Source organism: Amycolatopsis sp. NPDC051045 (assembly GCF_040682955.1).
Lineage (GTDB): Bacteria > Actinomycetota > Actinomycetes > Mycobacteriales > Pseudonocardiaceae > Amycolatopsis.
Genome location: NZ_JBFBCC010000017.1, coordinates 163310 through 186563, shown reverse-complemented (window position 1 = coordinate 186563; position 23254 = coordinate 163310). Strand labels below are relative to the sequence as shown.

At 72.5% G+C, this 23254-nt stretch carries 22 protein-coding genes and 1 rRNA gene; 11 read left to right on the top strand and 12 right to left on the bottom strand.

Features of this window, described 5'->3' with window-relative positions; translation table 11 throughout:
- Window positions 1-92 (top strand): 5S ribosomal RNA (gene rrf / locus AB0M80_RS33300); the annotation flags it as partial.
- Window positions 93-167: 75 nt separating this feature from the next.
- Here rrf and cobF read toward each other — a convergent pair.
- Window positions 168-953, bottom strand: a complete 786-nt coding sequence (cobF, locus tag AB0M80_RS33295; RefSeq protein ID WP_364572875.1) for a precorrin-6A synthase (deacetylating) — start codon at window positions 951-953, stop codon at window positions 168-170.
- A 77-nt stretch (window positions 954-1030) separates the two neighbouring features.
- On the opposite strand from cobF, the gene AB0M80_RS33290 reads away from it, so the two are divergent.
- Genes AB0M80_RS33290 through AB0M80_RS33280 form a run of 3 tightly spaced genes read left to right on the top strand, consistent with a single transcriptional unit; the run spans window position 1031 to window position 3671 of the window.
- A complete protein-coding gene (locus AB0M80_RS33290; RefSeq protein ID WP_013228663.1) occupies window positions 1031-1237 on the top strand; it encodes a heavy-metal-associated domain-containing protein in 207 nt (68 codons plus the stop codon).
- Complete coding sequence (locus AB0M80_RS33285; RefSeq protein ID WP_364572873.1) at window positions 1234-3333, top strand: heavy metal translocating P-type ATPase; 2100 nt, start codon at window positions 1234-1236, stop codon at window positions 3331-3333. The genes AB0M80_RS33290 and AB0M80_RS33285 overlap by 4 nt, the downstream gene beginning before the upstream one ends.
- A gap of 56 nt (window positions 3334-3389) precedes the next feature.
- Entirely contained in the window at window positions 3390-3671 is a 282-nt protein-coding gene (locus AB0M80_RS33280; RefSeq protein ID WP_364572871.1) for a metal-sensitive transcriptional regulator, read from the top strand.
- Between the two features lie 34 nt (window positions 3672-3705).
- On the opposite strand, the gene AB0M80_RS33275 is transcribed toward AB0M80_RS33280, so the two are convergent.
- The 3 genes from AB0M80_RS33275 to AB0M80_RS33265 all read right to left on the bottom strand — a co-directional run bounded on the left by AB0M80_RS33275 (window position 3706) and on the right by AB0M80_RS33265 (window position 6163).
- Window positions 3706-4413: a CPBP family intramembrane glutamic endopeptidase gene (locus tag AB0M80_RS33275; RefSeq protein WP_364572869.1), complete on the bottom strand. Its 708-nt coding sequence runs from the start codon at window positions 4411-4413 to the stop codon at window positions 3706-3708.
- Between the two features lie 7 nt (window positions 4414-4420).
- Window positions 4421-5323: a M protein gene (locus AB0M80_RS33270; protein ID WP_364572867.1), complete on the bottom strand. Its 903-nt coding sequence runs from the start codon at window positions 5321-5323 to the stop codon at window positions 4421-4423.
- A gap of 120 nt (window positions 5324-5443) precedes the next feature.
- The gene (locus AB0M80_RS33265) at window positions 5444-6163 is read right to left on the bottom strand and encodes an MgtC/SapB family protein (RefSeq protein WP_364572885.1); all 720 of its coding nucleotides are present in this window, start codon (window positions 6161-6163) and stop codon (window positions 5444-5446) included.
- Between the two features lie 112 nt (window positions 6164-6275).
- Between AB0M80_RS33265 and AB0M80_RS33260 the strand changes: the two genes are divergently transcribed.
- On the top strand, window positions 6276-6953 hold the full coding sequence (locus AB0M80_RS33260) for a maleylpyruvate isomerase family mycothiol-dependent enzyme (protein WP_364572865.1): 678 nt from the start codon (window positions 6276-6278) through the stop codon (window positions 6951-6953).
- Window positions 6954-7008: 55 nt separating this feature from the next.
- On the opposite strand, the gene AB0M80_RS33255 is transcribed toward AB0M80_RS33260, so the two are convergent.
- From AB0M80_RS33255 to AB0M80_RS33245, 3 genes are all read right to left on the bottom strand, one after another.
- On the bottom strand, window positions 7009-8334 hold the full coding sequence (locus AB0M80_RS33255; protein WP_364572863.1) for a CopD family protein: 1326 nt from the start codon (window positions 8332-8334) through the stop codon (window positions 7009-7011).
- Window positions 8331-8906: a hypothetical protein gene (locus tag AB0M80_RS33250; RefSeq protein WP_364572861.1), complete on the bottom strand. Its 576-nt coding sequence runs from the start codon at window positions 8904-8906 to the stop codon at window positions 8331-8333. Before AB0M80_RS33250 ends, AB0M80_RS33255 begins: the two co-directional genes overlap by 4 nt.
- Before the next feature lie 162 nt (window positions 8907-9068).
- Complete coding sequence (locus AB0M80_RS33245) at window positions 9069-9764, bottom strand: winged helix-turn-helix transcriptional regulator (RefSeq protein ID WP_364572859.1); 696 nt, start codon at window positions 9762-9764, stop codon at window positions 9069-9071.
- A gap of 289 nt (window positions 9765-10053) precedes the next feature.
- Between AB0M80_RS33245 and AB0M80_RS33240 the strand changes: the two genes are divergently transcribed.
- The 3 genes from AB0M80_RS33240 (at window position 10054) to AB0M80_RS33230 (ending at window position 15115) form a co-directional block, all read left to right on the top strand.
- Window positions 10054-12372 carry a TOMM precursor leader peptide-binding protein gene (locus tag AB0M80_RS33240; RefSeq protein WP_364572857.1) on the top strand — a complete coding sequence of 773 codons (2319 nt, stop codon included), beginning with the start codon at window positions 10054-10056 and terminating at the stop codon, window positions 12370-12372.
- Window positions 12373-12421: 49 nt separating this feature from the next.
- Entirely contained in the window at window positions 12422-13867 is a 1446-nt protein-coding gene (locus AB0M80_RS33235; RefSeq protein ID WP_364572855.1) for a SagB/ThcOx family dehydrogenase, read from the top strand.
- Between the two features lie 87 nt (window positions 13868-13954).
- Window positions 13955-15115 carry a histidine kinase gene (locus AB0M80_RS33230; protein WP_364572853.1) on the top strand — a complete coding sequence of 387 codons (1161 nt, stop codon included), beginning with the start codon at window positions 13955-13957 and terminating at the stop codon, window positions 15113-15115.
- Between the two features lie 82 nt (window positions 15116-15197).
- On the opposite strand, the gene AB0M80_RS33225 is transcribed toward AB0M80_RS33230, so the two are convergent.
- Complete coding sequence (locus AB0M80_RS33225) at window positions 15198-15803, bottom strand: response regulator transcription factor (RefSeq protein WP_364572851.1); 606 nt, start codon at window positions 15801-15803, stop codon at window positions 15198-15200.
- A 251-nt stretch (window positions 15804-16054) separates the two neighbouring features.
- Entirely contained in the window at window positions 16055-16801 is a 747-nt protein-coding gene (locus AB0M80_RS33220) for an AraC family transcriptional regulator (RefSeq protein WP_364572849.1), read from the bottom strand.
- Window positions 16802-17259: 458 nt separating this feature from the next.
- Between AB0M80_RS33220 and AB0M80_RS33215 the strand changes: the two genes are divergently transcribed.
- Window positions 17260-17436, top strand: coding sequence for a hypothetical protein (locus AB0M80_RS33215; RefSeq protein ID WP_364572847.1), 177 nt, complete (start codon window positions 17260-17262; stop codon window positions 17434-17436).
- A gap of 323 nt (window positions 17437-17759) precedes the next feature.
- Window positions 17760-18365 (top strand): response regulator transcription factor, encoded by a 606-nt coding sequence (locus AB0M80_RS33210; RefSeq protein WP_364572845.1) that lies wholly within the window; start codon window positions 17760-17762, stop codon window positions 18363-18365.
- A 28-nt stretch (window positions 18366-18393) separates the two neighbouring features.
- Here AB0M80_RS33210 and AB0M80_RS33205 read toward each other — a convergent pair whose 3' ends face one another.
- Both AB0M80_RS33205 and AB0M80_RS33200 read right to left on the bottom strand, forming a co-directional pair.
- Window positions 18394-20778, bottom strand: a complete 2385-nt coding sequence (locus AB0M80_RS33205; protein ID WP_364572843.1) for a histidine kinase — start codon at window positions 20776-20778, stop codon at window positions 18394-18396.
- A 199-nt stretch (window positions 20779-20977) separates the two neighbouring features.
- Window positions 20978-21493 carry a DUF899 family protein gene (locus AB0M80_RS33200; RefSeq protein ID WP_364572841.1) on the bottom strand — a complete coding sequence of 172 codons (516 nt, stop codon included), beginning with the start codon at window positions 21491-21493 and terminating at the stop codon, window positions 20978-20980.
- Window positions 21494-21636: 143 nt separating this feature from the next.
- Here AB0M80_RS33200 and AB0M80_RS33195 point away from each other — a divergent pair, with 143 nt between their 5' ends.
- A complete protein-coding gene (locus AB0M80_RS33195; RefSeq protein WP_364572839.1) occupies window positions 21637-22257 on the top strand; it encodes an L-threonylcarbamoyladenylate synthase in 621 nt (206 codons plus the stop codon).
- Window positions 22258-22476: 219 nt separating this feature from the next.
- On the opposite strand, the gene AB0M80_RS33190 is transcribed toward AB0M80_RS33195, so the two are convergent.
- Entirely contained in the window at window positions 22477-23139 is a 663-nt protein-coding gene (locus AB0M80_RS33190; RefSeq protein ID WP_364572837.1) for a maleylpyruvate isomerase family mycothiol-dependent enzyme, read from the bottom strand.
- Window positions 23140-23254: the final 115 nt, after the last annotated feature.

The window sequence follows — 23254 nt, the reverse complement described above, 5'->3', positions numbered from 1 at the left end:
CGCCCGGTCCCATTCCGAACCCGGAAGCTAAGCCTGACAGCGCCGATGGTACTGCAACCGAAGGGTTGTGGGAGAGTAGGACACCGCCGAACTTAACCAATGGAAAGGCCCCGGTCGAGAACCCCACAGGTTCTCCCGGGGCCTTTCCCCATGCCCGAAAAACCGGCTTACGGCGCCGGACGGCGAAGCAGGTACGTGTCCATGATCCAGCCGTGGCGTTCCCGGGCCTCCGCGCGGGTCTTGCGGATTTGCGCCGCCAAGGCCGGCGTCAGCGGGCCCGAGATCAGGATCTCGTCGGGCGTACCCACGTAGGCGCCCCAGTAGATCGTCAGGCCGAGGGAAGTGAATCGGTCGAACGTCGCGTGGGCGTCCAGGAGCACGAACACGTCGTCCACCCCGTCGGGCCAGCCCTCGGCGAGCCGGCGGCCCGTCGTCAGCTGGACTGCGCGGCCGATCTGGTTCATCGTCGTCCGGTGGCGGGCCACCAGGGCCGAGATGCTGCTGATCCCCGGCACCACCTCGTATTCGAACTTGACGTTCCCCCGCGCCAGCACCGCCTCGATCAACGCGATCGTGCTGTCGTACAGCGACGGGTCGCCCCACACCAGGAAGGCACCCACCGAGTCCGGAGAGAGCTCGGAAAGGATCAGCTCCTCGTACACCGCGGCCCGCGCCGCGTGCCAGTCGGCCACCGCCGCCCGGTAGTCCGCCGGCGTGCGCGCCCGGTAGTCCGCCGGCGTGCGGTCGCGTGGCGGGTCCGCCGCCAGGACCACCCGGTAGTCCCGCGTGACGAACCGGTCGAGGATCTCCTGCCGCAACCGGACCAGGTCGGCCTTCGTGTCGCCCTTGTCGAGCACGAAGAAGACGTCGACGCGGTTGAGGCGGTCGATCGCCTGCACCGTGAGGTGTTCCGGGTCGCCGGCGCCGATCCCGATCGCGTAGAGCTTCCGCATGCCGCGAGTCTGACGTCCCCCGGTGGGTAACCCCTACCCCCGATGGGTATAAAGGGAGACGACGAAAGGAACGGGAAATGGCCGAAACGACCTACACCGTCGAGGGCATGACCTGCGGGCACTGCGCCACCTCGGTCCGCGAGGAGGTCTCCGAGCTCGACGGCGTCCGGCAGGTGGACGTCGACGTCGAAAGCGGCCGCGTGACCGTGACCAGCGACACCCCGCTCACCACCGATGCGGTCGCCGCCGCTGTCACCGAGGCCGGCTACCGCCTGGTCGCGTGAGCCGGGCCGAGGTGCCCACCGCGGCCCGGGTCGAGCTCGCCATCGGCGGGATGACGTGCGCGTCCTGCGCCGCGCGCGTCGAGCGCAAGCTCAACAAGGTCGACGGTGTCACCGCGACGGTCAACTACGCCACCGAAAAAGCCCAGGTCAGCTACCCGAGTGCGCTGTCGGTCGACGACCTCGCGGCCGTCGTCGAAGCCGCCGGCTACTCCGCGCGGCTCCCCGAGCCCGAAACGCCCGACGAGACGCCGACGCTGCGCAAACGGTTGCTGGTCTCCGCCGGGCTCACCGTCCCGCTGATCGTCGTCGCGATGGTCCCCGCTGGGCAGTTCGCCGCCTGGCCGTGGGTCTCGCTCGCCCTCGCCGCCCCGGTCGTGACCTGGGGTGCGTGGCCGTTCCACCGCGCCGCCGCGGTCAACCTGCGCCACGCGACCGCCACCATGGACACGCTGATCTCGCTCGGCGTCGTCGCTTCCGTGGCCTGGTCGCTGTACGCGCTGCTCTTCGGCATGGCCGGGCAGCGCCACCTGTACTTCGAGGTGGCCGCCGCGGTCACCACGTTCATCCTGGCCGGCCGCTACTTCGAGACGCGGTCGAAGCGCCGCGCCGGTGCCGCCCTCCGCGCGCTCATGGACCTCGGCGCGAAGGAGGTCACCGTGCTCCGCGACGGCGACGAGCATCTCGTCGCGGTCGAAAACCTGCAGGTCGGCGCCGTTTTCGTGGTCCGGCCCGGCGAGAAGATCGCCACCGACGGCGTGGTCACCGAAGGCGGCTCCGCGGTCGACACCAGCATGCTCACCGGAGAATCCGTGCCGGTCGAGGTCGGGCCCGGGGACGCGGTCACCGGGGCGACCGTCAACGTCGGCGGGCGGCTGCTCGTGCGCGCGACCCGCGTCGGCGCGCACACCCGGCTGGCGCAGATGGCGCGGCTCGTCGAAGCCGCGCAGAACGGCAAGGCCGAGGTCCAGCGGCTGGCCGACCGCGTCTCCGCAGTGTTCGTCCCGGCGGTCGTCCTCGCGGCTTTGGCGACCCTGGTCGGCTGGCTCGCGACCGGCGGCACAGCGGACGCCGCGTTCACCGCGGCCGTCGCCGTCCTGATCATCGCCTGCCCGTGCGCGCTCGGCCTCGCGACGCCGACGGCGCTGCTGGTCGGCACCGGCCGCGGCGCGCAGCTGGGCATCCTCATCAAGGGACCCGAGGTGCTCGAGTCCACTCGCCGGGTCGACACCGTGGTCCTGGACAAGACGGGCACGGTCACCACCGGCCGGATGGCGCTCGTCGAGGGTGACGGCGAGGTGCTCCGGCTCGCGGGCGCCGTGGAGGCCGCCTCCGAGCACCCGATCGCCCGCGCCATCGCGGACGCGGCCCGGGAGCGTTTCGGCGCCCTGCCCGCCGTCACGGAGTTCCGCAGCACCGCGGGCCTCGGCGTGACCGGGGTGGTGGAAGGGCGCGAGGTCGCCGTCGGGCGGGCGGCGTTCGTCGGCGGCGAACTGGCCCGGACGGAAGGTGCCACCACGGTCGGCGTGGCCTGGGACGGCGAGGTCCGTGGACGGCTGGTCGTCGCCGACACGATCAAGCCGACGTCCGCGCGGGCGGTCGCCGAGCTGCGCGAACTCGGCCTGATGCCGGTCCTGCTGACCGGTGACAACGCCGGCGCGGCGCGGGCGATCGCCGCTCAGGCGGGGATCGCCGAGGTCATCGCCGAGGTGCTGCCCGAGGAGAAGGTCGCCGTCGTCAAGCGGCTGCAGGCCGAGGGCCGCGTGGTCGCGATGGTCGGCGACGGTGTCAACGACGCGGCCGCGCTCGCGCAGGCCGACCTGGGCCTGGCGATGGGCACCGGCACCGACGCGGCGATCGAGGCGAGCGACCTGACGTTGGTGCGCGGCGACCTGCGGGTGGCGGCCGACGCGATCCGGCTGGCCCGGCGGACCCTGTCGACGATCAAGGGCAACTTGTTCTGGGCGTTCGCGTACAACGTGGCGGCGCTGCCGCTGGCCGCGGTCGGCCTGCTCGATCCGATGATCGCGGGGGCGGCGATGGCGTGCTCGTCGGCGTTCGTGGTGAGCAACAGCCTCCGCTTGCGCCGGTTCCGCTGACACCCCGGGAGGGTATAGTCGCGGTGAGGGATGCCGACGATGGGGACAGGTGGGCGATGACGGGTTACGGCACTGAGCGGGACGCCTATCTCAAGCGGCTGCGCCGGATCGAGGGGCAGATCCGCGGCTTGCAGCGCATGGTCGAGCAGGACAAGTACTGCATCGACATCCTGACCCAGGTCTCGGCGGCGACGAAGGCCCTGCAGTCGTTCTCGCTGGAGCTGCTGGACGAGCACCTGGCGACGTGTGTGGTCCAGGCGGCCGCCGCGGGCGGCGAGGAGGCGGATTTGAAGGTCCGGGAAGCCTCGGACGCGATCGCGCGGCTGGTTCGCTCGTAGGTCGGCAGCAGCGGGCGCACGTCGTCGACCGCCGTCAGCGGACCAGCACAGCCAGGGTGAGGCCGCCCGCGTTGGTCGTGAAGTGCACGATCACCGACGCCAGCACGCCCCGGCCTGTGTGGCGCCACCAGTGCAGGAAGATCCCCGCGATGGCCGCCGCCGCCATGGCCAGAACCTGCAGCACCACCGCCGGCGTCGAGCCGAACACCGCGTGCACCGCGGCGTTCCGGCCGATCGCCAGCGCCGGGAGCGCGTGCCACAGCCCGAACAACGCCGCCGCGGCCAGGATCGGCCGCCAGCGCCACTGCTCGTCCCCTGCCCCGAACAAGGCCGGGAGGACTCCGCGGAACGCCACCTCCTCGATCAGCACCGTCCCGAACAGGATGCGGCCGCACGTCAGCCACAGCAGCTGGCCGAAGTCCGGGTCGCCGACCCGGCCGTCCTGGTACACCGTGCGCAACGCGGGCACCGCCAGCGCGATGCCGAACACCGCTGCCACCAGACCCGCTCCGGCCAGGCCGACCAGCGCCGGACGGCGGACCGTGCGCAAGCCCAGGTCGTGCCACGAGCAGCCGGCCGCGCGCCCCAGCAGGACCAGGACCGCCGTCGCCACCAGGCCGCACAGCGGGTACGCCCAGCCGGGCAGCACGCGGTTGGCCAGCGTGGTCGACGCCGCCAGCGTCAGCACCGCCGCGACCACGGCCGGCACTCGCCGGGTGAGGGCCGGCGCGGCTTCCGTCAACGCGTGCTCAACCGACCGCGTCGGTGAGGTCGTCCGCGGGTGAACGGCGCTGGATCGGCACTCTCTTCGACATCGGGAGCGTGGCCTCGGGGTCGAACGGCGCCGGGCGGTCGTCGAGGGCGATCGCCGCGTCCGCCAGGAGGGTGCGGCAGCCCGTCAGGCTCGCGTGGAGCTTGTCGCGGACTTCGGCCAGCGCCGCGACTTCGCGTTCGGCCGCCTCGATCAGCGTTTCGCCGTGGCGGGTCGCGTCGGTGACCAGCTGCGCCGCCTGCTTCCGGGCCGCGATCAGCTCGCCTTCGGCCGTCGTGACCAGCTGATCCGCCTTCGCCCGGGCGGCCGCTTCCTGCTCGGCCAGTTCGCGCATCGCGTCGGCGCGCCGGACCGTCATGGCCCGCGTGTGGTCCTCTTCCAGCTGGGCCCGGCGGTGCGCCGCGGCCTCGTCGAGATCACGGCGACGCTGCTCGGCCGCGCGCACGAATTCCTCGTGCTCGGCGCGCTGCCGCTCGCGCTCGGCCTCGGCTTCGGCGACCAGCCGGCGTTCCTTCTCGGTGAGCCGGACGGCCTCCGCCTCGGCCTCGCGGCGGATCCGCTCCGCCGTTTCCGTTGCCTGCGTGGTGATTTCCGCCGCTTCTTCGCGGGTCAGCTCGATCATCCGGCGGGAGCGCTCCTGCAGCGCGTCCGCGGGGATCGGAGTCAGGCTGATCCGATCGATCTTCACGCGGAGCTCACGGTTCTCCTCGGCGAGCGCGGTTCCGCGCCGCTGTGCCGCGTCGCGTTCGGCGGTGAGCCTGCGGATCTCGGCCTCGGCCCACGCGACGTACTCGGTGACCTGTGCGCGCTGGAAACCGCGCCACGCCAGGTCGAATTCGGGCAACGCGAGTGCCACGTCCTCGCCACCGCCGGGGGCCATGCCTCACCTCCGAATTGGATGGTTTCTCCCCGGCCGCGTGATTTCGTTGCGGTACCGGGGAATTTCACGTGCACCCCAGTGTGCCGCAAACTCACCGCCGCGCGCTCCCCGGGCGGCCGATCATTCGTCGAACGGTTCCCCGCGGCCGGTGGACGTGCTCCGCACACCGGGCAGTTCGGCCAGTTCCCCGGCGAGGTCGTAGAGATCACCACGCCCGTCGAGGCGCAGGGTGACGACCGCGATCCGTTGGCCCTCTTCGGAAAGGGGCTCGTGGTCGACGTCGACGTGGTGCACGGACCAGCCGCGTCCGGTGCAGACGGCGAGGGCCGCACGCAGGACGCCGTGACCGTCGAGATAGCTCAACCGGATCACCGGTGGCTCACGCCGGTGCCGCGCGACGAACCGCTGCAGCGGCGGCAAGCCGCGGGTCACCACGAAGTGACCGATCGTCGTGCCCGCCGCGAGCACCGGCAGTCCGGCGCCGCACGCGGTGCCGACGGCGGCGGTGAGCCAGATCGTCGCCGCCGTCGTCAGCCCGCGCACCGCGTCGCGGCGGACGAAGATCAGGCCGCCGCCGATGAAGCCGATCCCGGACACGATCTGCGCGGCGATCCGCGACGGGTCGAGCGAGACCTGGGCGAGGCCGAGCAGGTCGGCGAAGCCGTACTTCGACACCAGCATGAACACGGCCGAGCCGACGCCGACCAGGCTGTGCGTGCGCAGCCCGGCGGCCTTCATGCCGGCCTCGCGCTCGAGCCCGATGGCGACGCTCAGCACGAGCGCCAGCAGGACCGGCGGCAGCAGCTCCCACTGCGCCGAGGTGGACCACAGTGTGGGCAAGGACACGACCTCCAAGGGATTCGGGTGGCGGCACGCGAGAAGAACTGCCGACGCCGTCACCAGGGCATACTGGGCCCCGAGCACCGATCGTGCCAGGGTGAGGTGGAACGCGTTGACAGCGACTCGGCCGGTCCCGGCACCGGACTTCGTGGGCTACCCGGAAGTGCGGCGCAGCGTCCGCGCCCTGCTCGATGGGCGCCCCGGCACCGGCGGCCACCCGGTCCCGGCGTGTCCGGAGTGGACCGTCGCCGACCTGCTCGGTCACCTCACCGGCATCGCCGAGCGCGTGCTCGCCCGCCACGGCGGCACCCCGCCGCCCGTCCCGGACGAGCCGCTCGGCGTCCCCGCCCTGCTCGACCGCTGGGACGACGTCGGCGCCGAGGTCGACCGGCGGCTCGCGGCCGCGGGCGGGCACAGCGGCGAGATCATGGTCATGGACGCCTACACCCACGAACTCGACCTGTGCGCCGCGCTCGGCGTCCCGCCGGCCGTCGAGCACGCGGCCTGGGCGCCGAGCTTCGACGTGCTGGTCCGCGGCTTTTCCGGCTCGCTCGCCGGGCGCGGGCTCCGGCCGCTGCGCCTGCGCACGACCGGCGGATCGGCGTGGACGGCGGGTACGGGACGGCCGAAGGCAGCGATGACGGCCCCGGCCCACGACCTCTACCGCGCACTCGCCGGGCGGCGCTCGCACGTCCAGCTGGCGGCGCTGGACTGGAGCGAGGCGCCGGGACCGTGGCTGCCCGCGTTCAGCTGGGGGCCGTTCGTTCCGCCGCGGCAGCCGGGGCTGTGAGCTCGGCTCCCGGCCCGTGAATGCCGCCTTCACGGACCTGAAGGCCGGCTGCCGCTCAGCCGGCAGGCGGGGTGACCGTGAGCACTGCGGCGAGCGCCAGCACCACGGTGCTGAGCAGGACTTCCACGGCCACCGCCTGCCGCAACCGGCGTAGGTCCGCCGTGATGGTCGTCGTGCCGGGGCCCGGCCCGGACAGGCTTCGCTGCACCGCCCGGCGCGAGCGGCTCGCCACCGCCAGCAGCAGCGCGAAGCCGGCGATCTTCAGCAGCACCAGCAACCCGAACTCGGTGGTCCACAGGGTGGACAGGGACGGCATGATGCGCAGGGCCAGCACCGCGCCGCTGAGCGCGATGGCCCCCACGCACCCCGACGCGATGCGGGAGAACCGCGCCGCGACCGGGACCAGGTCCTCGCCGTCGGCCGGGCGGTACAGGGCCGGCGCCAGCTGGGTCAGGCCGCCCGCCCAGAGGGCGATGGCGCCGAAGTGCACCAGGTCGGCCGTGACCGACACGAACATGATCGGGTCGGTGACCGGGTGGCCGGTGGCCGAGAACGTCAGCAGCACGACGAAGCCGCTCACGATGGCCAGGTTCTCGTAGCGGGAGCGCAGCCGGTCCGGGAGCCGGGGTCGCAGCAGGCCGGGCAGGAGCACGGCCAGCGCCCCCACCCCCGCCAGCCGCAGGAGCAGGAGTTTCCCGTAGGCGACGCGCCAGGTGTCCGCGAGCAGGCCGGTGTCGAACACCGCTTCGAGGTTCCGGCCGGCCGCGTACGGGCCCTGCAGCACGAAAGTGGCGACGGTGGTCGCCGCGACCAGCCCGGCGCCCCAGTTCAGGAGCCGCCGGGCGCGGGGGTCGGTGCGGGCCGCCGGGCGGCACAGCACCACGAACGCCAGCCCGCCGAGCAGCACCACCCCCAGGTAGGCGAGCCAGCGCACCACCGTCGACAGCGTGCCGACGGCCGCGTCGGTCCCGGTGGCCGCGGACACCGCGCCCGCCGACGTCACCAGCGGCCCGGTGCCGACCACGAAGGCGAAGGTGCCGCGCACGGGGTGCGAGTCGGCCGAGACGAAGGCGTATTCGGCGAGGTAGCTGCCGTCCGGCAGGCCGGGCCGCAGCCGCACCGCGACCTGCTCGGCGACGTCGCCGGGCTGGAACACCGGCCCGGAGTCCACCTGCCGGCCTTCGAGGTCGACGACCTTGATCGACCCGGGCTGGATCCCGACGTTCTCCGACAGGGTGACCGACACCTCCGGCGGCGCCGCGCTCAGGCGGGCGCCGTCCCCGGGGGTCGACGAGATGATCTCGACGTGGGCCGAAGCCGGTGTGGCGCTGAACAGCAGCCAGCCGGCGAGGAGCGCCAGCAGCGCCAGCGCCCGCTTCACGAGGCGGCGAGCACAGGCCGCCTGGGCACACCGCAGGAGCAGCCGGTCAGCTTGCGCTCGGCGGCCGAGGCCCGCCGGTGCAGGACCACCGCGACGATCATCGGGATGGTGACGATCGTGTTGTAGAACAGGTGCAGCTCCACGCGGGGCACGAGCAGCTGGATGATGCTGGTGGGCACCTTCTGCCCGGCCAGCCGCCAGCCGGACTGCGCCTGGATGAACAGCAGCAGGTGCTCGATGTGGTGCCAGAACTGGATGCCCAGCGCGAGGTTCCACCACTGCCGCGACCGGCCCGCGAAGCCGTGGCGCAGGACCCACAGGAAGACCAGCATCACCAGCGCGTAGCCGTAGTGCAGCCACTCCTGCGAGATCAGCCACGGGAACGGCATCCCGAGCACGCCGCGCGCCCGCGAGGTGGGCCAGCCGAAGCCGTAGATCTGGACGGCCTGGACGATGTGCTCGGCCCAGTGCGCGACCACGATGACCATGAACACGGTGAGTGCGCGGTGGTGGTGGCGGCTGTTGAGCTCGCCGAGGAACCCGCCCGGCCGGACGACTTCGGACGTCGACATGTTCACCCCAGGGTTCGCGAATGCGGCATTTCGATGGTGTCGACGATATCGGTCCGCGGACGGCCGCCGATTACTCCAGAGTGCTGATTCCGGAACGGAAATTGCGGCACCCGGCGGATTGCGCCGGGAACCGCGGCGCCGGAGCTCCGGACAGGCGGCGGGTCAGTGGAGCGAGAGGCCGGTCGAGCGCTCCGGTGCCGGCGGGATGTGGAACAGCCGGGTGAACACGTCGAGGTGGGCGGGGTCGCCCTCCAGCCGGACCTTGCCGCCGTCGATGGCCTCCTGCGCCGACAGGCTGCCGGTGAGCAGGTCGAACAGCGCCGGTCCCTGCGGTTCGATCACCAGGTCGGCGTCGGGCAGCGCGCCGGCGGACGCCTTGAGCGCGCCGTCGTCGACCATCGCGTGCACGATCATCTCGCCGCCGAGGTGGTGCAGCTCGTAGTTGAGGTGGACGCCCGCGGCGGCCTCCTCCTGGAAGGTCGCGTACAGCGAGATGATCGCCGTGTCCAGCGTGAACGCGTCGTCCGGCTTCGGGTAGCTCAGCGAGCGCGCGCCCCACAGGCCGAGGTCGAGCACGATCTGGTCGAGCTCGGCGCCGTACTCGGTGAGTTCGTAGACGACGCCGGCGTCCAGCTGCGACAGGACGCGGCGGCGGAGGACACCCGCCTCCTCGAGCTCGTTGAGGCGCGAGGTCAGGATGCTCACCGGGATGCGCGGGAGCGTGCGCTGCAGGTCGTTGAACCGCTTCGGGCCGAGCACGAGGTCACGCACGACGAGCAGCGACCACCGTTCTCCGACGATTTCGAGTGCCCGGGCGAGGCCGCAGAACTGTCCGTAGGTGCGAGCAGAGGTAGGCATACTCGGGTCCTCACTTGTCTCGGAGTGCCGGCCCGGGAGCGGTCCGATTCGCGCAGGGCCGCGACTTCGGTTACGGTGCGCCGTGCCGCTATGGGCGTCGCTGTCTACGGTGACGGTTGCCTACCCCGCGCGGCCAGTGAGCCGTGCACTCCCACCCCATGCGTTTCCCATGTTCAAACGTGGAAAACGCACGTCTTCGCCCGTGCTCGCGGCACTGGCCGCGCGGTCACCAGGTGGAGCAGGATTCTGATTCCTCGTCCCGCCCACCCGACGACCGGCAGGAGAGCGCATGCGCAACGCAGCGGTGGACGCGCGGGTTCCGGCAGGCGACGGCGAGCCCGCGCCCGCGCCGGCCGCCACCCCGGCTCCCGCGTTCCGACGGCACCTGCGGGCGGAAGTGCGGGCAGGCAAAGGGGCCTACCTGTTCTCCGAACAGGGCGTCATCGCGATGCGCGGCGCCAAGATCGAGTCGCTGGCCGCACTGCTGGACGGCACGCACGACCTCGAACGGCTGCTGCGCGGCCGTCCCGGAGGGATGGCGCCGGAGGAGGTCGCCGCGGTGCTGACGCAGCTGGTCGACGCCGGCCTGGTGACGTTGCGCAGCAGGCCCGCCGAACCCCGCCCCGGCGACGAAGGCGTGCTGGCCTACTGGGACGCGTGCGGCGTCGACGCCGACCTCGCGGCCGCGCGGCAGGGCACCGTGCGGCTGACCGCGGTGGGCGACGACGCCGACGGCGTCGACCCGGGCGCGGTCGAGCGGGCCCTGGCCGGCGCCGGGCTCGGCGTGCGCACCGACAGCGGCCCCGCCGACCTGTCGGTCGTGCTGTGCGCCGACTACCTCGACCCCCGGCTGGCCCGGATCGACGCGGAGCACCGGCGGGCCGGGCGGCCGTGGCTGCTGGCGCGCCCGTGGGGCGCCCACGTGTGGATCGGTCCCGTGCTGCAGCCGGGCGGCGCGTGCTGGCACTGCCTGACCCACCGGCTGTGGGGCCACCGGCACGCCGAGGCGTGCGTGCAGGAGGAACTCGGCCACGACGGCCCGGCGCGCCATCCGGTGGCCGCCCTGCCGCCGCTGACCGCGGCCGCGGCGCACCTCGTCGCGCTGGAGGCGGCCAAGTGGATGGCGGGGTACCGGTACCCGGGCCAGCAGTGCGTGTGGACGCTCGACACGCTCGACCTGCAGGGCCGGCTGCACCAGCTGCGCCGCCGCCCGCAGTGCCCCCGCTGCGGCGACCCGTGGCTGGTGGCCTGGCGCTCGGCCCGCCCGGTTGTGCTGCAGCCGGCCAAGAAGGCGACCACCGGGGGCGGCGGGCACCGCACGGCGACGCCGGCGCAGATGCTCGACCGGCACCGGCACCTGGTCAGCCCGATCACCGGGATCGTCAAGGAGATCCAGCCCGACCCGGCCGCGCCGTGGTTCGCCAACGCCTACCGCTCCGGGCCCAACATCGCCCGGGGCGTCACCGGCATGGCGGCGCTGCGGGCCGGGCTGCGCTGCGAGAACGGCGGCAAGGGCGTCAGCCCGCTCGACGCCGAGGTCAGCGCGCTCTGCGAGGCCGCCGAACGGTTCTCCGGCAACTTCCAGGGTGACGAACTGCGGATCCACGGGTCCTGCGACGAGCTGGGCGAGCAGGCCGTCCACCCCAACGAGTGCATGCTGTTCGCGGACCGGCAGTACGCCGAGCGCGCGGCCTGGAACCCCGAGCACGCGGACTTCCAGCGCGTCGGCGAGCCGTTCGACACCACCGCCCGGATCGACTGGACGCCGGTGTGGTCGATCTCCGGGCGCCGCCGCCTGCTGCCGACGTCCTACCTGTACTACGGCACCCCGCGGGAGAGCGCGGCGCGCGGGGTGCGTGCCGACTCGAACGGCGCCGCGGCGGGCAGCAGCCTGGAGGACGCGATCCTGCAGGGCGCCCTGGAGCTAGTCGAGCGCGACGCCGTCGCGCTGTGGTGGTACAACCGCACGCCGGTGCCGGGCGTCGACCTCGCGTCCTTCGCCGACCCGTGGCTGGCGGAGATGTCCGCGAACTACGCGGCGATCGGCCGCGAGCTGTGGGTCCTCGACGTGACCGCGGACCTGGGGATCCCGGTGACCGTCGCGCTGTCCCGGCGGACCGACGGCCCGCACGAAGACATCATGCTCGGCTTCGGTGCGCACCTCGACCCGCGGATCGCGGTGCGCCGCGCGGTGACCGAGCTCAACCAGATGCTGCCCATCGTGCGGGCCGCCGGCGAGGGTCTCGACGACCCGGACGCGCGGCGCTGGCTCGCCCACGCCACCGTCGCGAACCAGCCGTACCTGCGGCCCGCGGCGGGCCGGCGGATGCGGACCGCCGCGGACTTCCCGTTCGTCAACCGGACCGACGTCCGCGACGACGTCGAGGCGCTGGACCGGTTGTTCGGCCGCGCCGGGCTGGAGCTGCTGGTGCTCGACCAGACCCGGCCCGACGTCGGGATCCCGGTGGTCAAGGTGGTCGTGCCGGGGCTCCGCCCGTTCTGGGCCCGGTTCGCGCCCGGCCGGCTCTTCGACGTCCCGGTCCGGCTGGGCCGGCTCGACGCGCCGACCCCGTACGAGCGGCTCAACCCGTTCCCGATGTTCCTGTGAGGGCGGCTCCCGGCCGTCCGTGTTCGTTGGCTCGCCTGAGGAGTTGGCCTTGCCTGCTGACCGCCCGGAGGGGATCCCGGAGACCGTCCGGCTCTGGTCCCTCACCGAAGACACCTTGCTGGAGGCGGGGGACGACGACACGGTCGTCGCGATCACCTGGTGGGGCGAGTACGAGCTGCCGGGCATACCCGGGCCGGTCCGCGAGTCGCTGAGCCGGATGGTGCTCGGGCCGGTGTCGATGGGCAACCTCGCGTCGTCGGTGAGCGGCGGCGCGGAAGCCTGGGCGGGTCCGCTGCGCAAGGTCCTCAACCGGCTGTCCGGCTCGGTCGTGCACTCGCTGGCGCTCAACGACGGCCGCGGGCCGGTCCTGTCGGCGATCCCGGTGACCCAGTCCCCGGTCTTCCCGGCCGATCCGGTGCCACCCGGACGGCTGATCAAGCTGTCGCGGTTCTCGGCGATGCGCCCGGACGACGGCGGCCTGCTGCTCGAGTCGCCCCGCGCCCGGTACCGGGTCGCGCTGCTGCGGCCACCCGCGGTGACCGTGGCGTCGTCGCTGGCCGGCCCGGTCACCGTCGCGCAGGTCGCCGAGTCCACCGGGCTGGCCGAGCCGCTGGTGGCGGACGTCGTGGGGTTCCTGGTGGCCGCGGGCGTGGTGCTGGTGGCCGACGACTGGGCGGCGTTCGCCGAAGACACCGACGCCGAACTGGCCGTCTGGTCGCCCGACGACCTGATGTTCCACGCCCGCAGCAGGACGTGGCAGAAGGGCAGGCCGCCGGACCCCGAGGCGCACCGGGCGGGTGCCGAACCGCCGGTGGTCAAGCAGCTCACCGCCGGCCCGACCGTCCCGCTGCACCGGCCCGACCCGGCGGTGATCGAGGCGACCGATCCGGCGTTGACCACGCTGCTCGAACACGACCACACGTGCCCCGAGGTCACCGAGCGCGCGTTGTCCGCCGAGCAGCTCGGCGAGCTGCTCTACCGCGCGGCGCGGGTGCGGTCGGTCGGGCCGGCCCACCTGCCCGGCGGCCCCGGCCACGAGGCGTCGCAGCGGCCGTACTTCAGCGTCGCCTGCCTGTACGAGCTCGAAATCTACGTCGGGATCAACCGCTGCGCGGGCCTGGCGCGGGGGATCTACCACTACGACCCGCTGTGGCACACGCTGACGCTGATCAACGACGACATGGGGGTGCTGGACGGCATGCTCGACGTGGCGATGATCGGCGCCGGCAGCCGCCGCAGGCCCTCGGTGCTGCTGACGATGACGGCGCGGATGTCGCGGATCGCCTGGGTGCTCGGCAGTGCCGCGTACGCGACGACGCTGGTGCACGTGGGGGCCCTGCAGCAGGTCCTCTACCTCGCGGCGAAGGCGATGGGCCTGACCGCGCACGCCGTCCCGGTCGACGCCGGCGACCGCGTCGACCGCTCGCTGAAACTGGAGTGGCCGACGGAGGTGAGCGTCGGCGAGTGCGTCCTGGACTTCCCGTTCTCCCGGTAGCCGATGATCGATCGGCACCGTCCGGCCCTGTTACCTTGGTAGCACTGGGGCACGGGGGGTATGCGGGAGGGGGCCGTCGTTCGGCCGGTGCGCATTCGCGGTAAGGGAGCCCGGCGACGGGCCGCCGGGCAGCCTTCTCCTTCGTGGCGGGAGGAGCGGCCCGGGGTCCGGGCGCTCGTGTTCGGCGTGCAGCCGGTCGCGGTCGCCCTGCTCGCGTTCCTGCTCGTGCTGACCGGCCGGACGTCCTGGCCGGACCGGCTGGCCGCGCTGGCCTGTGCGGCGGCCCTCGCGGCCGGGCACCTGATCTGGTTCGCGCCCGGCCGGGCCGGCCGCCGGATCGTGGTCCTCGCCGTCCAGGCCGCGCTGGGCTTCGTGCCGTTGCTGCAGTTCGGCGTCCAGTGGAGCCCGGCGAGCGGGTTCTTGGCCGGCGGGCTGCTGCTGGCGCTCCCGCCGGCCAAGGCGGTGCCCGCTGCGCTGCTGGCGTGCGTCGTGGCCGGGCTCGGCTCGGTGTGGCCCGGTGCCTCGGTGCACGCGGGCGTGGCCGGTGCGGTGGTCGCCGGGGTCGCCGCCCTGACGCTGTTCGGGCTCGGCACGTCCGCGCGGCTGGTGGCCGAGCGGGACGTGGAGGTGCGCGAGCTGAAGCGCCAGGCCATCGCCGAAGAACGCAAGCGGTTCTCCCGGGACCTCCACGACCTGCTGGGTCTCAGCCTCTCGGCGATCACCCTCAAGGGTGAACTTGTCACCCGCCTGGTGCCCACCCGGCCCGCGCAGGCGACGGAGGAGCTGGCCGAGCTGCTGGTGATGTCGCGGCGCGCGCTGGCCGACGTCCGGACGATCTCGGCGGGCTACCGCGAACTGTCGCTCGAGGAGGAGTGCCGGGCCGCGGCCGACGTGCTGAGCGCGGCCGGGACCCGCGTGACGGTGGCCCGTTCCGGGCTCGACGACCTGCCCCCGCGGGTGGCCACCGCGCTCGGGACGGCGCTGCGCGAAGGCGTGACGAACGTGGTGCGCCACAGCACGGCCAGCTGGTGCGCGTTGTCGGTGAGCACCGAGGACGGGACGGCCTGGCTGGAGATCGTCAACGACGGAGCGGCCGGCGCGGCCGACGGCGGCGTGGACGCCGGGGCGGGCCTGCGCAACCTCCGCGACCGCATCGACGTCCTGAACGGCACGTTGACGGCCGAAGCGGGGCCCGACGGCACCCACCGGCTGCTGGTGGCGATCCCCTTGGGACGCGCCACGCCCTAGCCGGCGGCGGATCTCGGTAAGCGTTTTCCGCGGAGCTTTCTCTGCCGGTGCCCGAGTGTTCGCGGGCGCGGCGGGACGGGAATCAGAGCCACTCGGCTTCGATGGCGATGCGGATGGCGTGGACCCTGTTGCGGGCGTTCAGCTTCGTCACGACGGAGGCCAGGTAGTTGCGGACCGTGCCGGCCGAAAGGAACAGCTCGGAGGCGATGTCGGAGACCGTGCGCCCCTTCGCGGCCAGGCCCAGGATTTCGACCTCGCGCGGGGTCAGCGGGCAGTCGTCGGTCTCCCAGGCGGCCAGGGCCAGTTCGCTGTCGATGACCCGGCGGCCGATGGCTACCGACCGCACGGCGTTCGCCAGCTTGTCCGACGGCGCGTCCTTCAGCAGGAAGCCGTTCACCTTGGCGTCCAGCGCCCGGCGCACCGTGCCCGGGCGGCCGAGGCTGGTGAGGATGAGCGTGTGGCAGTCGGGCAGGCTTTCGTGGATCTCGATCGCCGCGGACAGCCCGTCCTTGCCCGGCAGGTCGATGTCGATGACCGCGACGTCGGGGTGGGACGCCTTCGCGGCGGGGAGGATCTGGTCGCCCGAGGACACCTCGGCCACCACTTCGATGTCGGATTCCAGGTTCAGCAGGGCGACCAGGGCGCCGCGGACCATGTGCATGTCCTCGGCCAGCAACACCTTGATCACGTCGGTACCTCGCACCCCAGTCCGGCGACTCCGAACCGCAATTGTACGCCATTGCGCGGCTCCGCCGGTGTTTCTCGCGATGGGACCGGCGGAAAACCGAATTCGTCCGTCACCTACCCGATCCCGGCCGGTGCGGGCAATCCGGCTGCCGATGCCGGCTGCTGGGCCGAATGGCTGTGCATCCCCCGAACAGGTGAGTCCGCCGCCCGCGGATTAACGGACGGCGGATTCGGTGTCCCGCAATTGCACGCTCAGCTCGCGAGCGGGCGGGAGACCGCCGCCTGGCGCAGGTCCGGCAGGGCCAGCAGGACGGGCGGGTCGAAACCGTGCCGCGGGCGCAGCCGGACGTCGGCGAGGCTCGCCGTGACGCCGCGGTGGATGGTCACCGGCCCGGTCAGGCCGGTGAACGGCCGCAGCCCGTGGTTGTCGAGCGGGGTGGTCCCGTAGGCGTGCGTCAGGACGTACCAGGACCCCAGCGGGACGTCGGTCAGCGCGTACGGCCCCGGTCCGGGCAGGATCGCGTACCGGGCGGGCGCGCCTTCGGCGATCCGGGCGGCGAAGAGCCCGACGAACACCGGCCCGACCTCGGCGGCGGCGACGCGCAGCTGACCGCGCACGGTCGCCCCGGAACCCGGCTGGGCCTGCCGGTCGGCGATCCGCGGCGCCATGCCGTGCAGCTGGCGGTAGCCGGACGGCGAAACGCCGACGCTGCCGCTGAACCGCGCGCTGAACGTGCCGACGCTGTTGTACCCGACCTGGTGGCTGATGTCGGCCACCGAGATCACGGTCGTGGCCAGCAGGCGCTTGGCCTCCGCCAGCCGCAGGGCCGACAGGAACCGGCCCGGCGACAGCCCGGTGACCCGCAGGAACACCCGGGTGAAGTGGAACTTGCTGAACATGGCCGCGCGGGCGAGGTCGTCGATCGTGAGCCGCTCACCCAGGTTGTCTCGCATGGTCACGATGGCACGTGCCACGGCTTGCCGGACGATCTCATCCATGGTGGGCCGTCCCCTCCGGTCGACGGTGCCGCGTCCGGGCCTTCCGGCGAAGGCGTCCGGGTGCGGGAAAAACGATTCCGACCAAAACTGTAGGACGGCGGCCGTCTACTTCTTAAGTGCTCTGTGCACCGGTGCGGATGGATTTCACCGATGGTCGACATGCGTTTTGCACATGCCGGGTTTGGTGCCGCCGAAGCGGGGTATCCCCGCCATGACGGATGCACATCGGAACCTGTCGATGACAGCACCGCGCATCCGGTCGATCGCGCATGGTGACGAAATCAGCGTGATTCGACCTTCATTCGGCGGCTGGTTACGCCGTTCGGCCTCCTTTCCGAAACCGCACGGACCATGTGTAAGCCACGGCGGCCCGATGACGCGGGCACTGGCTGTGGCCGCACCACTGGGCGACGATTTATGTCACGTGAAGCATTCATCTTCGCCACTGGGAGCACACAATGTCCGCACAGGTTTCTGTCAACGTCCGCGCACTTTTCGCCGATCTGGGCATTGAGGTCGAGAAGACCGTCACCGACCTGTCGATCGACCGGTTCGAGCAGTGGAGCGACGGCACCGCCGACGTCCGGCCGATCCTGGGTAGCATCTGCCGGCTCGACGTCCTCGAAGCGGCCTGAGTGTAATTTCCGCTGCTCTCGTGTCTGCCGAGCCGGTCACACCGGGCGCGCACCGCGCGCCGGCGGTGGCCGGCTCGTCGCATGTGGAGCGCGGCAGCGTCCACAAACGACGTGACGGGAAAATTTCCAACAGTCGTCCGATCATGGCGAAAACCGTTACGGGTGGTAGTCGCGCGATCGCGCCAAGGCATTTCCGGCCGGGCATTTGCCTGTGCCCGTGCATTTCGCGGCAGTGACCTCGGAGGATGCCCGAACGGTGCAACCGATTCGTCGAGCAGAATGGTTGACTTGTCTTCTGGGGAATCGTGAGTGCGGAGGCACCCGTGATCAGAGTGCTGGTTGCCGAGGACATGCACATCGTGCGGGGCGCGCTGGTCGCCCTGCTGCGGCTGGAACCCGACATCGACGTGGTCGCGGAGGTCGCGTCCGGCCTGGAGATCCTGCCCGCGGCCCGCGCCAACCGGGCGCAGGTGGCGGTCATCGACATCGACCTGCCGGGCAAGGACGGCCTCACCGCCGCCGGTGAGCTGCACGAACAGCTGCCCGGCTGCCGGACCCTCATCCTGACCAGCCTGGGCCGGCCGGGGACGCTGCGGCGGGCGCTGGACGCCAAGGTCAGCGGGTTCCTGCTGAAGGACGCACCGCCCGACAAGCTGGCCAACGCCGTCCGCGGGGTCCTCGCCGGTCGCCGGATGGTGGACGGCGACCTCGCTTTGGCCGCGTGGGACAGCGTCGACTGCCCGCTCACCGGCCGCGAACTGGACGTGCTCCGGATGACCGCGCAGGGCTACGGGACGGTGGAGGTCGCCGCGCGGCTCTACCTGTCCGCCGGCACGGTCCGGAACTATCTGACGACGGTGGTCGCGAAGCTCAACGCGCGCAACCGGGTCGACGCCATCCGCATCGCCGAGGAGTCCGGCTGGCTCTGAGCTCCGAACAGGTATAGACCAGTAAGGATCAGACCGGGACCACGGCCCGCAGCCGGAACCGGCCGTCCGGCTCGACCCCCGCGGTCAGTTCGCCGCCGAGGTCGGCGACCCGGTGCGAGAGGTTGCCGATCCCGCTGCCGGGAGACGAATCGCGGGGCACGGCGCGTGGCGCGGGCACCACCGGCTCCGCCGGCTCCCCCGGGTCTCCGGGGTTCCCGGGGTCTTCGGACCGCGCGTCCCCGACGCCGTCCCCGACGCCGTCGTTGACGATGTCGAGGCTGATCCCGCCGTCCGTACGGTGCATGGCGATCTCGCAGCTCTCCACCTTGCTGTGCCGCAACACGTTCGTGACGCCTTCGCGCAGCACCACGGCCAGCACCGTGCGCACCGGCGTGGGCAGCTCGTCTTCGAGCATCTCCATGCGCACCCGGACGTCGGCGGAGGTCAGCACCGACTTCGCGGTGCGCGACTCGCTGTCCAGTGACAGTTCGCGGTAGCCGCTGGCCACCGACCGCACGTCGGACAGGGCCTGCCGGGTCAGGCCGAGGACCTCGGCGAGCTCGTCGGCGGCGCGGTGGCGGTCCAGCGGCAGGATCCGGGCCGTCAGCTCGCTCTTGAGCGCGATCGCCGACAGGCTCATGCCGAGCAGGTCGTGCAGGTCGCGGGCGAAGCGCAGCCGCTCCTCGGCGAGGGCCATCTCGGCCAGCCGCCGCCGCGTGTTGTCGAGCTCGGTGACCAGCCGGACCAGCCACAACAGCCCGAACACGGCCAGCCCGGTCATCACCGTCGCGGCGGTGTAGAAGACCGTCGACGTGATGTCCGCGCCCGAGATCCGCTGGATCTCCGCGTAGGCGGCGATGTTGAGCGCGAAGAACACCCAGCCCGCGACCGGCGGCAGGACCAGCAGCGCGCTGCCGATCAGCAGCCCGGGCAGGCTGACCCAGTTCGGGCCCAGCGGGAGCAGCGGGAGGTAGATCAGGCAGGCCTGCACGAACAACATGCCGTAGCTCTGCGCCGTGCGCAGGTGGGTGGCCGGCCGGTTGAAGTAGGAGAACTGCAGCGCCAGCAACGCCACGATCGAGCCGATGACCAGGATCACCTGCCACGGCCGGGTGGTCAGCTCGAGCACGTGCAGCGTGGCGCCGCACGCCATCAGGGACATCACCACCGGCAGCAGCCGGCGGATCCGCTTGGACTCGGTCTCGGCCTGCCGCTCGGCCTCGTGCGCGCCCCCGCCGGCCAAGGGTTCCGGGACCGGGAGCTCGACCCGCAGCCGGAAGCGGCCGTCCGCATCGGACTTCGAGGTCGCCGTGCCGCCGAGCGCGGCGACCTCGCCGGGCAGGGCCGCCAGCGTGGTCGCCGGGTCCTCCGCCGTCACGCCGTCGTTGACGATCTCCAGGGTGACCTTGCCGTCGTGGTGCCGGACGTCGATCTCGCAGTGTTCGACGTCGCTGTAGCGCAGGACGTTCGTGACCCCTTCGCGCAGCACCTTGGCCAGCAGTGTGCGCGCCTGGACCGGCAGGTCGCCCTGGTCGAGGTGGACCTGGACGGCGATCTCGGACGCCGACAGCAGCGTTTCGGCCGTCCGCGACTCCTTCTCCAGCGAAAGCTCGCGGTAGCCGTGCGAGACCGCGCGGACGTCGGACAGGGCGCGCTGGGCGGTCGCGGTGATCTCGCCGAGTTCGGCCTTGGCCGCGTCGACGGACTTCCGCATCAGCCGCTGCGCGAGCTCGCCCTTGAGCGCGATCGCGGACAGGCTCAGCCCGAGCAGGTCGTGCAGGTCGCGGGCGAAGGCGAGCCGCTGCTCGGAGACCGCGCGCTGGGCGAGTTCGGTGCGGGCCCGGTGGAGCTCGTGGACCATCCGCGCGAGCCGGGCCAGCAGGTAGTACAGGATGCTGTAGAAGCAGGCCGAAAAGCCGATGTAGATCGTGTCCAGCGGCGATGCGCCGAATATGTGGTAGACCCACACCTCGCTGAGGGCGACCACGCCCAGCGTCGGCCACGCGTACCGCGGCGGCAGCACCAGCAGCGCCGCGCCGCCGACGAAGTCCGGCATGTCCGCCCACAGGATGCCGAAGGTCGGCAACGGGACGTAGGCCAGCACGACCACCACGGCGAGCAGCACCCGGCTGGTGACCGAGTCGAGCCGGGCGGACGGGCGGCTGAACCACAGCAGCTGGATCCCGAGCAGGCCGACGAGGGTGGCGACGGCGTACAGGGCGTGGAGGCCGTCGACCGAAGCCGGCAGGAGGCCGACGACGCCGATCACGCTGAACCCGGCGATGACCACGACGATGATGGCCGAGGCCAGGTAGGTGGCCAGCCGCGGGCGCCGGTCCGCCGCGGTGGTGCCGCGGGGTTCGGCGGTCGCCGAGCGCCCGGTGGAGGGTTCGAGTGCGGAGACCGGAGACATCAATGCGGACCCTCCGGGATCTGCGCGGCGACCGGGCCGCCCAGGAGGCCGGGTCTGGGCGCTGTGTGTGCGTGCTGACGGCTGAGCATAACTCAAGGGAGCGCCCCGGAAGCGGTGCGAAAAACGCGTGATCGGGCAGGGGACAGCGGACGATCGGGCAGGGGACAGTGGGAACGCGGTCCGGTCGCGTCCGATCGGGTCAGGGCCGGTCCGGTGTGGGCGGGAGCCCGCCGGTGTTCGCGAGCAGGCCCAGGAAGTCCAGGTGCGGCACCGCGACCGAGCCGGTGTGCAGCACGGAACCGTCCACCAGCCGGAAGAAGCTGAGCCCGGACTCGTCGTCGTCCCAGGAGTCGCCGCCCGCGGCGCCGGGCACGTGCCGGGTCGCCCGGAAGTCGTCGGTGAACGCCGTGCCCGCGGCCGAGTACGCGGCCACGTCCCAGCCGAGGTGGCGCCGGTACTGCTCGAGCTTGGCGTAGGGCGCGCGGGAGACGAGCACCAGCCGCAGGCCGGGGTCGCGCAGCGCGGCGGTGACCTCGGCGATCGGGATGACGTCCGCGGGTCCGCTGTGGTCGGCCATCGGGTGGTGCACGGCGAGCCGCCGGTGCCCCCGGAACAGCTCGGTCAGCGAAACCCGGCCACCCGGGCCTTCGAGCAGGTACCTTGCCCCGGCGACGACACGGGGACGGTCGAGTTCCGGCACGGTCAGCTCCGTCATGACTCGCCCTCCCTGGCTGTGGTCCACTGCGGATTGTGGGCCGCAGCCCACGGGCGGGCCCAGCGTTCGGCCCGGGTACCGCAACGTGGGAGACGCGCGGGGCCCGCCGTGCCGCGGCCGGCCGCCGACCCTAGGCTCTGCCCATGGCACGCTATTTCGACCTCCACCCGGAGAACCCCCAGAAGCGGGCGCTCGGCCAGGTCGTCGAGATCCTCCGGAACGACGGGCTGATCGCCTACCCGACCGACTCGTGCTTCGCCCTCGGGTGCCGTCCGGGCAACCGCGACGGGCTCGACCGGATCCGCTCCATCCGCAAGCTGGACCACCGGCACCACTTCACCCTGGTCTGCCAGAACTTCGCCCAGCTCGGCCAGTTCGTGCACATCGACAACGCGGTGTTCCGCGCGATCAAGGCGGCGACCCCGGGCAGCTACACGTTCATCCTGCCCGCCACCAGGGAGGTGCCGCGGCGGCTGATGCACGAGAAGAAGAAGACCGTCGGTGTGCGCATCCCCGACCACCGCGTCACCCAGGCGTTGCTGGCCGAGCTCGGCGAACCGCTGCTGTCGAGCACGCTGCTGCTGCCCGGCGAGGGCGAGCCGATGACGCAGGGCTGGGAGATCAAGGAAGAGCTGGACAACGCGCTGGAAGCGGTCCTCGACTCCGGCGACTGCGGGGTCGAACCGACGACCGTCGTCGACTTCTCCTCCGGCGAGGCGGAAATCCTGCGCGTCGGCGCGGGCGACCCGGCGCCGTTCGAGTAGGGCTCGGCGGTGGCGTCCGTGGTGCCGGCCGGCGGGTTCGAGAACGGTGGCGCGCGTCCGCCACAAGGGCGCAGCCGGCCGTGCGGCGGGTTGCCGGTCCCGGCGGCGTGGCGGGCCCGATCGGCCGTTTGCCGTCCGGAGCGCGAACCCGCCGACGCCGCCAGGAACCGCACGGACCGCCGCAGCTGCGGCGCCGATCGGCAGAAAACCCCGTAGGGCTCAGCGCTCCAGCAGTTCCAGCCAGTCGGCGGTGTGCCCGCCGGTGAAGGCCAGCGAGAGGTCCTCGGCGAAGCGGCGGCCGGTCACCAGCAGGCAGAAGTCCTCGGCGGGGCCGGTGATGCGGTCGCGGGCGTCCTCCGGTCCGAAGAGCCAGAGCTCGCCCGACGGGGCGCCCAGCTCGAACCGGAACGGGCCGGGCGGCGTTTCCTGGTGCCGGTGGTAGAGGCGGTCGCGCGTCCGGACGCCGTAGTAGGCGACGTGCCCGATGGCGTCGGTGCGCCGCGGGCGGATCCCGAACGCGTCGGCGATGTCCTGGCCGCAGGCGAACAGCTCGGTCAGCACGGCCGCGGCCAGCACCGACGGGCGCAGCGGGCCGTCGCTCCACGGCAGCTCCGGCGACGGCGGGGCCGAGGCGAGCAGGGCCGTGGCCTTCCGCTGCTCGATCAGCCAGCTCACGATCGCCTCGTCGAGCGAGTCGTAGGAGATCTGCGGGGTGACCCCGAACGCGGCCGGGTGCTCGACGCTGAGCCGGACCAGCCGCGCGGTCGACGTCAGCCGGGCGAAGTACCCGGTGAGGTCCGGGCCGGGGCCGTACCCGTGCCGCTCGGCCAGCGCGGCCAGGGCCTCGGTCTCGGTCTGCAGGTCCGTGAACACGTCGGCCATCGGCGCCAACCTCCTGGTCCGGGTAGCCGGGGCTGCCCGGATCAAGCCTGGCAGGCGGCCGCGCGGCGGCTCCACTCCGCGCTTGCGGCGTGGTCGGCTATGTTCGGCCACGGAC

Coding starts and splice junctions, on each gene's coding strand:
- cobF (WP_364572875.1), bottom strand. CDS start 953: ATGCGGAAGCTCTACGCGATCGGGATCGGCGCCGGCGACCCGGAACAC.
- AB0M80_RS33290 (WP_013228663.1), top strand. CDS start 1,031: ATGGCCGAAACGACCTACACCGTCGAGGGCATGACCTGCGGGCACTGC.
- AB0M80_RS33280 (WP_364572871.1), top strand. CDS start 3,390: ATGACGGGTTACGGCACTGAGCGGGACGCCTATCTCAAGCGGCTGCGC.
- AB0M80_RS33270 (WP_364572867.1), bottom strand. CDS start 5,323: ATGGCCCCCGGCGGTGGCGAGGACGTGGCACTCGCGTTGCCCGAATTC.
- AB0M80_RS33250 (WP_364572861.1), bottom strand. CDS start 8,906: ATGTCGACGTCCGAAGTCGTCCGGCCGGGCGGGTTCCTCGGCGAGCTC.
- AB0M80_RS33245 (WP_364572859.1), bottom strand. CDS start 9,764: ATGCCTACCTCTGCTCGCACCTACGGACAGTTCTGCGGCCTCGCCCGG.
- AB0M80_RS33240 (WP_364572857.1), top strand. CDS start 10,054: ATGCGCAACGCAGCGGTGGACGCGCGGGTTCCGGCAGGCGACGGCGAG.
- AB0M80_RS33220 (WP_364572849.1), bottom strand. CDS start 16,801: ATGGATGAGATCGTCCGGCAAGCCGTGGCACGTGCCATCGTGACCATG.
- AB0M80_RS33215 (WP_364572847.1), top strand. CDS start 17,260: ATGTCCGCACAGGTTTCTGTCAACGTCCGCGCACTTTTCGCCGATCTG.
- AB0M80_RS33205 (WP_364572843.1), bottom strand. CDS start 20,778: ATGTCTCCGGTCTCCGCACTCGAACCCTCCACCGGGCGCTCGGCGACC.
- AB0M80_RS33200 (WP_364572841.1), bottom strand. CDS start 21,493: ATGACGGAGCTGACCGTGCCGGAACTCGACCGTCCCCGTGTCGTCGCC.
- AB0M80_RS33195 (WP_364572839.1), top strand. CDS start 21,637: ATGGCACGCTATTTCGACCTCCACCCGGAGAACCCCCAGAAGCGGGCG.
- AB0M80_RS33190 (WP_364572837.1), bottom strand. CDS start 23,139: ATGGCCGACGTGTTCACGGACCTGCAGACCGAGACCGAGGCCCTGGCC.